The organism is Caldisericota bacterium (genome assembly GCA_034717215.1).
In the GTDB taxonomy this organism is placed as follows: domain Bacteria; phylum Caldisericota; class Caldisericia; order Caldisericales; family Caldisericaceae; genus UBA646.
On the sequence record JAYELD010000156.1, the window covers coordinates 1 to 4,630 of the forward strand.

Consider the following 4,630-nt stretch of genomic DNA (forward strand, 5'->3'; position numbering starts at 1 on the left):
AAAAGTCTAGCGATTATGCTGCAAAAATTGCGCGAGCAGAGTATGAAGTAAATGAAGGAATTAAATACTGGAATGGGGCATTCTTAACCGAATCTGAAAAAGAAAGATATAAAAGTGAAATATCTGCATTGAAAGGGTTTATGGAGTCTTTGCAAATATTTAACACACCAGCAAAATTACAGAATTTTAAATATTCCGTTGAAGAAGTAAATGATCATAAAGAAAAACTAAAAAAACTATACAAATTAAACATTATGAAAGATAAAATAAAAGAGATAAATGAAATTGTTTTATATCTAAAACATGCACAAACCAATATGACAGATGATACAGAGTTGGTGATACAGGTTGATGATACATTAAACAATATTCTTGATGATATTAGAAAAGATAAGGATATTTCAGATAGTATTAATGCTCTTAAAAAACTTAAGTCAAAATATATAGATATGTATATAAATATGCATAATCGAGTTCGCCTAAATGCCTCTGAAGATGACAAAAAGCAAAAACTATTATATGACAAAAGAATAAACGCTTTAAGGCAATTAAAGGAGATTGATATACTGCCGGGAAATAAATGTGATGAATTCATCGATAAGATAACCAGAATGAAAACCTGCTGGAATCTAACTAAAGAAAAACTTGAAAGATTCCCAATTTGTCCCGATTGTAATTTTAGACCAAAAGAAGAAAAAATAGTTAAATCGTTTAACCTTGAAGAAATGGAAGAAGAACTAGATAATTTACTTGAAACCTGGACGGGTACACTAATAAATACTTTTAATGATCCCAAGATCAAGTCTAATATAGAACTGCTTACAAAAGAGCAAAAAGTTATGATTTCTACATTAATTAAAAACAAAAAGTTTGAACTTCCTATTGATATTGGTCTTGTTGAAGCAATAAAGGAGCTTCTTCATGGTATCGAAAAGATTGAAATAACTATTGATGAATTAAAAAATGTAATGGGTAACGGTAATCCTCTTACCTTGAATGATATTAAAGAAAGATTTGATTCATTTATCAACAATAAAATGTCCTCTATGGATGTACATAATACACGTTTTGTGTTAAAACAGAAAACTGATGGATAAAGTGAGGTATTAAATTAAAGTATGGATATACAACAATTAAATTTTATTAAAAATCAGAAAGAAACAAACACTCCCGTAACTTGTCTTGGCAAGACATTTCCCAATGATGAAGAGAGGAGAAAATACTTTACTGAAATATTAAGAAAAAAACTCCCCGAGCTCAAGAATGTAAAAGGATTTCCTATCGGAAAAGATGAGGATATCCTTAAGTTATCTGACCCCCCATATTATACTGCATGTCCCAATCCATTTATCAATGATTTTTTAGAAGAATGGGAAAATGAGAAAGAATACAAAGAAGTGGAGTATTCTAGGGAACCGTTTGCTACTGATGTTAGCGAAGGTAAAAACCATCCTATATATAATGCTCACTCATTCCCTACAAAAGTACCGCATAAGGCAATTATGAGATACATACTTCATTATACCAATCCTGAAGATATCATCTTTGACGGATTCTGTGGGAGCGGTATGACCGGTGTTGCCGCAAGAATGTGTGGAGATAAAGATGCAGTACTCGAGCTTGGTTACCAGATCGATTTGGAGGGGAATATTTTTAGACAATTAGAAACCGAAGAAGGAAAAAAGTGGGAGAAGTTTTCCAAGCTCGGAGAAAGAAAAACCATTTTAAACGACCTTTCACCCGCAGCAACTTTTATATCATACAACTATAATACACCAGTTGATGTAGTTGAATTTGAACAAGAAGCAAATAGAATATTAAATGAAGTAGAAAATGAATGCGGTTGGATGTATAAAACCCGATATATCGAAAACGGAAAGACCGTTACTGATTTTTCAGGAAAAGCGATTACAGGGAAAATAAACTATATTGTTTGGTCAGATGTATTTATCTGTCCTAACTGCGGAGGAGAGATAATATTTTGGGATGTGGCAGTTGATAAAGAAGCTGGCAAAATAAAAGATACCTTTAAATGCAAGGCTTGCGGTGTCCAGCTTAAGAAAAGAGATATAGAAAGAGCTTTTGAAACATTTTATGATAGTGTGATAAATAAAACAGTTAGACGGGCAAAACAGGTGCCAGTACTCATTAATTATACTGCTATTATTGCCGGAAAGAAAAAAAGATTTGAAAAAAAACCTGATAAATTTGACTTGAAGCTGATACAAAAAATCAATGATACCCCCATTCCTTATTGGGTTCCTACCGATAGAATGCCGGAAGGATACAATACTGCACAACCAAAGAAATCACATGGTATAACCCACGTGCATCATTTTTATACGAAGAGGAATTTATGGGTGTTAGCTGCTTTATACAATATTATTAATTTGAAAAATAATATTATATCCTCACATATTATGTGGTCTTTTAATGCAGTACAGAATTATTTGAATAAAAAGCAGTCATATGGTGGTGGTGGTGGTGGAGTATCTGGAACATTATATATACCTTCATTGATTTTAGAAAAAAATGTATTTGATGTATTTTATAGAAAAGTGAATAAAAATACAAATCTTACTTTGAGTCTAAAAATATCAAATTGTATTATATTAAACCAGTCATTATCAAAGACAGAAAATATAAACGATAATTCAATAGATTATATATTTACTGATCCTCCTTTTGGTGGTAACCTCATGTATTCAGAACTAAATTATCTTTTGGAATCTTGGCTTAAAGTTAAAACGAATAATAGTCCTGAGGCGATTATCAACAAAGTTCAGGGCAAGGGTTTACTGGAATACCAGGAGCTTATGACACAATGTTTTAAAGAATATTATCGTCTATTAAAGCCCGGAAGATGGATGACTGTAGAATTTTCCAACTCTCAAGCAAGCATATGGAACGCTATTCAGGAAGCCATATCAAAATCTGGTTTTGTTATTGCCAATGTTGCGGCATTGGACAAACAACAGGGAAGCTTTAAAGCGGTAACCACCACCACTGCTGTTAAACAAGACCTGGTCATTTCAGCATACAAACCCAGTGATGAGATGATAAATCAAATCAAAGAGAAAGCAGAAAGCGAAGAATCGGTTTGGGCTTTTGTAAAAGGCCACCTTGAAAAGCTGCCAGTATTTATCGGTAAAAAAGGAGCAGCAGAATTTATCATTGAAAGGACGCCCCGCATCCTTTTTGACAGAATGGTTTCCTATTATGTGCAAAATGGGATTAATGTGCCTATTTCATCAGCAGAATTTCAAATGGGTATTGCTCAAAGATTTCCCATGAGAAAAGGTATGGCTTTTTTATCTACTCAGGTTGCAGAATATGAAAAGAAAAGAATTTTTGCAAAAGAATTTATTCAAATGCAGCTGCTTGTAAGTGATGAAAGTTCAGCTATTGAGTGGTTGCGACAGAGGTTAATGGTAAAACCACAGACTAGACAAGATATTCATCCTGATTACATGAAAGAAATACAACATATTGATAAGTATGAACTTTTACCGGAACTTGATGATTTACTTGACCAGAATTTTATTAAATATGAAGGTACTGGACCTGTTCCGAGCCAGATACATACATACCTAAGTACGAATTTTAAAGATTTAAGAGAACTTGATAAAGAGGATAATAAACTGATTTCAAAAGCTATAAATAGGTGGTATGTCCCTGACCCGAACAAACAGGCAGACCTTGAAAAGTTACGTGATAAAATGCTTATTAGGGAGTTTAACCTCTATTTGGAGGAAATACGTAGATCCAAGAAAAAGTTGAAGTTTATTCGTACAGAAGCAGTTCGTGCAGGATTTAAGAAGTGTTGGGCTGAAAAAAATTATAAAATAATTATTGAAATTGGTAATAAGATATCCGAAAAAATTCTTCAGGAAGACGATAAACTACTAATGTATTATGATAATGCATTAACATATATGGAGTAATTTATGGATGGTAATTTGGAAGGTTGGAGAAAAGAAGTTTTAAAAAAAATAGATATTGCGGAGAACCTTATTATTGCAGTAGACCCTGATGGATTATTGCTTGACAAGGAGATTATTCCTTATTTAAAAAGTAAAAATTATACTTTGGTTGAATACACGGATTACGCATTTTTTAGATATAAGTATGAACTTGAATATAGAGAAAATATACTTTTTAAGAGAAAAAAATATATTCTAAGAGTGACGATAGAGGCAACTTCTATTCCATACGATTTACTACAGGAAGGTTTATTTTGTGAGCTATCCTATTCAGATATTTTTACAACAATTGATTCAGACATTATTAACTTGATGGATAAAAAAGATATTGACCTTCTATATTCCCTACATGGAGAGTTCCTATACGGTATAACCCGGCAGGAGAGCTTAAAACTTATTACAACACGTGTGTATAAAATACCTTATGATAATGTGGAATCAATAGCAGAATTATATAAACTCATATTAAACATACAATACGCTAATCTTAGCTTGCCGGCTATTTTTATTAGGTTTATTTCAGACGAGCTGTCCAAAATACCAGCATTTAACTCGTTGGATATCTATCGGTTTCTTTCATCTCCTGCTTATTTTTTATCTATTTTACAAGAGGAATGGGAAAATTTTGTTTCTGCTATAGAAAACAA

General features: G+C 32.4%; 3 protein-coding genes. All 3 read left to right on the forward strand.

Going from position 1 to position 4,630, the window contains the following annotated elements:
• Positions 1 to 1,097, forward strand: a 1,097-nt coding sequence (locus U9Q18_06475) for a DUF6079 family protein (protein ID MEA3314002.1), incomplete at its 5' end; no start/stop codon positions are given.
• A gap of 21 nt (positions 1,098 to 1,118) precedes the next feature.
• Entirely contained in the window at positions 1,119 to 3,944 is a 2,826-nt protein-coding gene (locus tag U9Q18_06480; protein MEA3314003.1) for a DNA methyltransferase, read from the forward strand.
• Between the two features lie 3 nt (positions 3,945 to 3,947).
• Positions 3,948 to 4,630: hypothetical protein (locus U9Q18_06485; GenBank protein MEA3314004.1), on the forward strand; the 683-nt coding region annotated here is incomplete at its 3' end.